Raw genomic sequence first — 2,003 nt, 5'->3', positions numbered from 1 at the left:
TGATCGGCCCAGGGATTTCGGACAGTGGACCCGCTTAGAATAGGGATCTACTGAAATGAGCCAGTCCAACATGAGCAGATCGCGTCGATCGTTCAGTCCCGAGTTCAAGGACGAACTGTGCCGAGAGGTCATCGACTTATCCAAGCCGATCAGCGAGGTCGCCAAGGCTTACAACGTCGGTGACGACAGTCTGCGCCGATGGTTGGTGAAGTACCGAGACACCCACGGCGGCGGCCCGGACGCCGAACTCACCCTCACCGAACGAGCACGCCTTACCCAGCTCGAACGTGAGAATCGAGAACTTCGAGCCGAGGCGGCCTTCCTGAAAAAAGCAGCCTCGTACTTTGCACGGGAGCCACGGTAGTGGCGAAGTACGAGTTCATCGATTCCTATGTCGCGGACGATTCCGCGGTAGTACCGATCACCGACCGCTGTCGCTGGCTCGAGGTGTCCACCTCTGGCTTCTACAACTGGAAAAGCCGTCCGCAATCAGCAACTGCGATTCGCAGAGATGTTCTTGCGGAACGTATTCGGGTGTTCTTCGAGCTTTCGCACGGCACTTACGGGTATCGCCGTATCCATGCCGATCTGCGGGCCGCGCAGATCGAGTGCTCCCCAGAGTTGGTCCGGTCGATCATGCGCGCGGAAGACCTCGTGCCGTGCCAGCCGCGGCCGTTCCGTGTCACCACCGACTCCGACCCGGACGGGACGCCGCTCGTGCCGGATCTGCTCAAACGTAACTTCTCGGCCGACCGCCCGGGCGTGAAGTTCGTCGGTGACATCACCTATGTTCACACCTGGCAAGGCTTCGTGTACCTCGCGACGGTCATCGACTGCTACTCCCGCAAGGTCGTGGGCTGGTCAATCGCAGACCATATGCGCACCGAACTCGTCGCGGCTGCGTTGACGAACGCCGCAGCAACGACCCTGATCGAGCCGGGAGCGATCTTCCACTCCGATCGCGGCAGTGTCTACACATCCCGCGCCTACCGAGCTCTCGTGAGCTCTCTGGGCATGCGTTCCTCGATGGGCCGGACCGGGGTGTGCTGGGACAACAGCATGGCCGAGAGTTTCTTTGCGGCCTTGAAGAACGAGTGCGTCTACCGAACGGTCTACGCCACCAAAAGCAAAGCGCGACAAGACATCGTCAGATACATCGAAGGGTTCTACAATCCACGACGCCGGCATTCGGCAATCGGGTACCGGACCCCGAACGACGTCCACTACAGTTATCGGCAGCCCGCAATCGCGGCCTGAGAATAGTCAGCTCCATTGTCCGAAATCTTGGCGGCAGATCAGTGTGGGGTGATGACGGGTCGATGCATCTCAATGTGAGTGCGGGAGTGCAGTCGGTCGAGTACAAGACCGTGTCGGGCATTGAACAGGCGCACACGAAGGCCGAGCGTGTTCGTCTCCTGTATGTGGCGTGCACTCGGGCGGAGAGTTTTCTTGCGGTGTCGGGCTATGTCGGTGCTCGGGACAGTTGGGGCAAGACTCTGGGCGCGGGGACTGCGGGCGTGTCGAACATAGTTCCGGACCTGATCGAGCCGGTGCGCGTCGAGGACGACGGCCAGTCGAGTTCGGCCGCGTCGCAGACCTGGGACGAATGGGAAGCCGAGACAGTGCGGGTGGCCGAGGTGTCTGCCTTGCCGTCGACGGTGTCGGCGACGCAGATCGCGCATCCGGTGTTGCCCGTCCATGAGGGTGTGCTGTCGGAGTATCGGTTGGCGGGTCTTGTCTTTCCGTCGAACTCGATCGAGGTGGTGGCGCCGTCGGTCGGGTCGGTCGGGAGCGGGACGGATCTGGGTGTTGCGCTGCACGCCCTGCTGGAGACGGTCCCGCTCGATTCAGCGTTGGATTCTGTGTTGGATGAGAAGGCTCGTGGTGCAGGTGGTTTGGCGGGGTTGGTCGATCTGGACCGGTTCGTGTTGCTGGCGAAGTCGGTGTTGGAATCCGAGCCTGTGCAGCGAGCTGCAGCACGGGAGCACTGGCAGGAAATGCAG

1 protein-coding gene and 1 pseudogene are annotated in these 2,003 nt (G+C 61.4%); both read left to right on the top strand.

The window, feature by feature from the left end; genetic code table 11:
• The first annotated feature begins 70 nt into the window (after nucleotides 1-70).
• A protein-coding gene (locus tag WBQ44_RS15855; RefSeq protein ID WP_495567627.1) for an IS3 family transposase occupies nucleotides 71-1,257 on the top strand; the annotation gives its coding sequence in 2 pieces (ribosomal slippage) (nucleotides 71-338 and nucleotides 338-1,257; 1,188 coding nt in all).
• Between the two features lie 62 nt (nucleotides 1,258-1,319).
• A pseudogene (locus tag WBQ44_RS15850) lies at nucleotides 1,320-2,003 on the top strand (UvrD-helicase domain-containing protein); the annotation flags it as partial.

The sequence above is a fragment of the Rhodococcus sp. (in: high G+C Gram-positive bacteria) genome (assembly GCF_049591685.1).
Taxonomy (GTDB): Bacteria; Actinomycetota; Actinomycetes; order Mycobacteriales; family Mycobacteriaceae; genus Rhodococcoides.
The sequence above is the reverse complement of the archived record's forward strand: the minus strand, read 5'-3'. Positions and strand labels throughout refer to the sequence as shown.